Below are 3,775 nucleotides of genomic sequence, written 5' to 3' on the forward strand. Positions count from 1 at the left end.
GTGCCGAGCTCCCGAACCGCCGCCGCGCGGGCGGGCGGCGCGCGGCGCTCAAGGCCGGAGGGGGCGGCAAGCGGGGGCGTGGCGGAAGGTGCGCGCCCCTGTTTTTCGGCGAGAGCGGCGAGCCCGGCGGTCAGACCGTTCAGCGAGAACAGCGCATCATGAGGCTCGGCCAGGGCGTCGAGATAGGAGATGCGCAGGCGCTGTCCGCGCAAGAGGGCCGGTAGCAAGACCTGTCCGGCGGCCGGGTCGGTGACGAAGAGATCGTTGCCGCTGCCAAAGCCGGCGAAGGCCTCCGGGCGCAGCACATGCACCAGTCGGCCATCCACCTCCCATTGCATGGCGCGGCCCGCGTCGGGCTGCGGCCCGTCGCTGCTGAGGCCCAGCGACAGGGCGGCATCGCCTTTCCGAGCGAGTAGGAATAGCCGGTAGGCGGGTGCCTCGGTCTGTTCGCTTCGCCCGGGCGTTTCCAGCCGGCAGAGCGCCTGGGCACAGGCCAGCGTCCAGTCGCCCGTTTCTTGCGCCTGTGCGGGCGGCAGTGTCATGACGCCAAGCAGCGACAGTGCGGTGAACAGCGCCGACAGGGCAAGGCGGGGCGCGCGGGCGGCGCGACGTGGACGGCGCTTATCTCGTGGGTGCGGGAACATGGATCTGCCTTTGCCGGCATCCGCGCCGGTCGACCGACCGGCAGGAGCGGAACTGGAGGTCTTTGGTGAAGCAGATCCGCACTTCGCTCAGCCGGCCGTTTTCGCAGGTCACCGCCATGGCAGTGTCGCGTAGGCCCGGATTGGCGAGCCGGAACGCGGTCTCCACGGCGTCGGGGGCGACACGCCCGCCCTGCTCGGTGGTGCGGAAGGCCGCCGGGATGCGCAGCTTGTCGAAGGCGGCGCGGGTCAGGTCGAAATAGGCGCGCGGGCTCAGGCCGGAGCAGGTGCCATGCTTGCGCCACTGATGGCGGATCAGGCCACGGCTCGGCATGATGTCGAGCATGGAATTGACGGTGTCGCGGGCGGGTTGGCGCGGGCCGGGCCCGTCGCAGAAATCAGGGTAGCCGCGATCGTATTGCGGCCAGAGCCCGTGGACGATGAAACGGAACGGCTTGGTCGCCCGGCATTGCAGCGGATCGGCGTTGCGCCCGGCGCGCTGGCAATAGGAGGGCGACCAGGACAGCGCCAGCACATAATAGTCGAAGGTGCCGGGGCGCTCGGTCCGGGCGGAGAGCGCCGACCAGGGCGCGAGCGCCAGGAACCCGGCGACAAGGGCGGCGCACAGACGGCGCGACACGGACATGGGACGAGCCTTACGGGCGCACCGTGCGGCAGTTGGCGTCGTAGACATGCCAGGGGTCGAGGCCGGCAAGGCAGGCGCGCAGGTTCCAGCTCACGCCGACGAAGCCGCTGTGCTCCATGATGGCGTAGTAGATCCGCCGCTGCGATCCGTCGTTCAGGCTGGCCCGGGCTTCGCAATAGCGGCGGGCATAGGGGCTCGGCCGATTGACCTGGTAGCTGGTCTCCACGATCCGGTTCAGTTCGGTGATGCGCAAGCCGCCGTAGTAGTCGACATCCGCGCGGGCGATCTTGGCAGCGACCGCGCCTTGCACCGAGGCGTCTTCGCACATGGGAATGCGCGGCTCGCCGTTCCAGGAAAAATAGGGGCGCTCCTGGGCGGAGGCGGGTGCCGCGAGCAGCATGATGGCACAAAAGGCGGTCAAGAGAGCGCCAAGGGCATGATGGGCGGTTGCGCGCATTCGCGTTTCTCCTGCACGGGGTGGGACAAGCGGACGATGCGGCACGGCGGGCGCCGGGTCAAGGTTGCCGGCGCCTCCTTTCCTGAACTATTCGCCTGCGAGCGGGATCAACCGCCAGTTTGCATCCGGTCCGCGTGCCAGTGTCTGGCTCAGCCAGGGCAGGGCGCATTCCAGAGAATGGGCCAGCGTCCAGGGCGGATTGATGGCCAACAGCCCGCTGCCGCGCATCGGCCCGTGCGGCTCCGGCGAGCCGGCGAACAGCTCCGCCGACAGCATCCGGCCGATCCCCGCCTCGCGCAGCCGGTTGTAGAACCGGTTGACGGTCTTGCGGTCCTTGATCGGGAACCACACCAGATAGACGCCGGTGGGCCAGCGCTTCCAGCCACGGATCAGCCCGTTGGCGAGCGTGTCGAATTCGTCGGTCGCCTCGAATGGCGGGTCGATCAGCACGAGACCGCGCCGTTCCTTCGGCGGCAGGAAACCGCGCAGGGCAAGCCAGCCATCGAGTTCGATCACCTTGACCTGGCGGTCCCCGGCGAAAAGCGCGGCAAGGGTGGCATGGTCCTGAGGGTGCAGTTCGGTCGCCGTCAGCCGGTCCTGCGCGCGCAGCATCATGCGGGCGAGCAACGGCGAGCCGGGGTAGGTTCGCAGCTCGTCGCCGGCGCCGGAATTGACCGCCAGAACGGTCTCCAGCCAGGGGGCGAGCTCGGCCGCCACCGCCTCCGGAATGTCGGCCGCCAGCACCCGGCCGATGCCGTCACGCCATTCACCGGTGCGCTGGGCCTCGTCGCCGGACAGGTCATAGCGGCCGATGCCGGCATGGGTGTCGATGACGCGGAAGGCGCCGGGCTTCTTTTTCAGGTACTCGATGACGAGGGCCAGAACCATGTGTTTCAGCACATCGCCGATGTTGCCCGCATGAAAGGCGTGGCGATAGTTCACGGCGCGGTTCCTTTGTTGCTGTCCGCGCCGACGGCGCGCGCCAGGTAGACCACCGCCTTGCCGTCATCGAAGGTCTGGGTGCCGATTTCGCGAAAGCCCAGCCTTGCGTGAAAGCGTAAGGAACCGGGGTTGGCCGGTTCGGTGTTGACCTCGCAGGCAAGGGGCAGATCACGGTGCGACGGGGTGTCGGCAAGCCGGGCGATCAGGGTTTCATAGAGGGCCTGGCCGAGGGCGCGCCCGCGCGCCGCGGGGTCAAGGGCGATGCGGTCGACATAGAAGAAGCGGGGATAGCGCTGCTTCAGCCAGACAAAATTGGGACTGTCATAATCGGCGCTCTCATCGAGACAGACCAGCAGCCCGGCCGGCCCCTCCGGCCCGAGTGCCACCAGGGTGGTCAGGCTGGTGGCGACAAGGGCGCGCAGCCGGTCGAGGGTCACGCTGCCGACATTCGGAACGCTGGCCTCGTTGATACGGTGAAGGGCGTCGAGATCCGCCGGCTCGAACGGGCGGATGACGGGCGTTGCGGTGGTCATGGGCGGTCTGGCCTGAGGGTCGGGCGACAAGGGCGCGCGTGGGATAGGGATATCTTCCGGCAAAGGTCGCCTGCACGGACAGGCCCTGCGGAGGCGCCGGATTGGGCACGTCCGCAAGGCCTCTTATGACATTGCCGGGTTCGGGAAAACGGCCAGGCCCCCACGTTTCCTTGCCGCTGCTGCGACAGGTGCGTGGGGGCCTGGGTACTGCTCTCGCCGGGTCAGGTCAGCTCTCGCCGCCGTCCTCGATCTTCAGCTCGACGGCCTTCGGTCCCTTGCCATGACGATCCGGCTCGGTCTCGAAGGTCACCCGCTGGTCGCTTTCCAGCGTGGTCAGTCCGGACCGCTCGACCGCCGAGATATGCACGAACACGTCGGGCTCGCCGCTGTCGGGCATGATGAAGCCGAAACCCTTGTCCGCCTTGAAGAACTTGACCGTTCCGCCCTGGCGTGGGCCACGTTCCGCCGCAGGCGGGGGACCGCGCCGGGGGCCGCGATCGGCAAAGCTGCCACCGCCGCCGCCTCGTGGGGCGCCGTCGCGTGGGCCGCCGTCACC

Annotated in this window: 6 protein-coding genes; all 6 read right to left on the reverse strand. The window is 68.8% G+C overall.

Features of this window, described 5'->3' with window-relative positions; all coding sequences use genetic code 11:
• A partial coding sequence (locus tag LC062_RS21220; RefSeq protein WP_224913152.1) for a hypothetical protein occupies positions 1-644 on the reverse strand: 644 nt, incomplete at its 3' end.
• Complete coding sequence (locus LC062_RS21225) at positions 622-1,287, reverse strand: ribonuclease T2 family protein (protein WP_224913153.1); 666 nt, start codon at positions 1,285-1,287, stop codon at positions 622-624. The genes LC062_RS21220 and LC062_RS21225, both read right to left, overlap by 23 nt.
• 10 nt (positions 1,288-1,297) lie before the next feature.
• Positions 1,298-1,744: a cytoplasmic protein gene (locus LC062_RS21230; protein WP_224913154.1), complete on the reverse strand. Its 447-nt coding sequence runs from the start codon at positions 1,742-1,744 to the stop codon at positions 1,298-1,300.
• Between the two features lie 87 nt (positions 1,745-1,831).
• Positions 1,832-2,686, reverse strand: coding sequence for a 23S rRNA (adenine(2030)-N(6))-methyltransferase RlmJ (locus LC062_RS21235; RefSeq protein ID WP_224913155.1), 855 nt, complete (start codon positions 2,684-2,686; stop codon positions 1,832-1,834).
• Positions 2,683-3,219, reverse strand: coding sequence for a GNAT family N-acetyltransferase (locus LC062_RS21240; protein WP_224913156.1), 537 nt, complete (start codon positions 3,217-3,219; stop codon positions 2,683-2,685). Before LC062_RS21240 ends, LC062_RS21235 begins: the two co-directional genes overlap by 4 nt.
• A gap of 226 nt (positions 3,220-3,445) precedes the next feature.
• A partial coding sequence (locus tag LC062_RS21245; protein WP_318246128.1) for a cold-shock protein occupies positions 3,446-3,775 on the reverse strand: 330 nt, incomplete at its 5' end.

The organism is Stappia indica (genome assembly GCF_020177335.1).
In the GTDB taxonomy this organism is placed as follows: Bacteria; Pseudomonadota; Alphaproteobacteria; order Rhizobiales; family Stappiaceae; genus Stappia; species Stappia indica_B.

Bases quoted from the DNA above. Each gene is read 5' to 3' on its own strand.
- LC062_RS21230 (WP_224913154.1), bottom strand. From the start codon at position 1,744: ATGCGCGCAACCGCCCATCATGCCCTTGGCGCTCTCTTGACCGCCTTT.
- LC062_RS21240 (WP_224913156.1), bottom strand. From the start codon at position 3,219: ATGACCACCGCAACGCCCGTCATCCGCCCGTTCGAGCCGGCGGATCTC.
- LC062_RS21225 (WP_224913153.1), bottom strand. From the start codon at position 1,287: ATGTCCGTGTCGCGCCGTCTGTGCGCCGCCCTTGTCGCCGGGTTCCTG.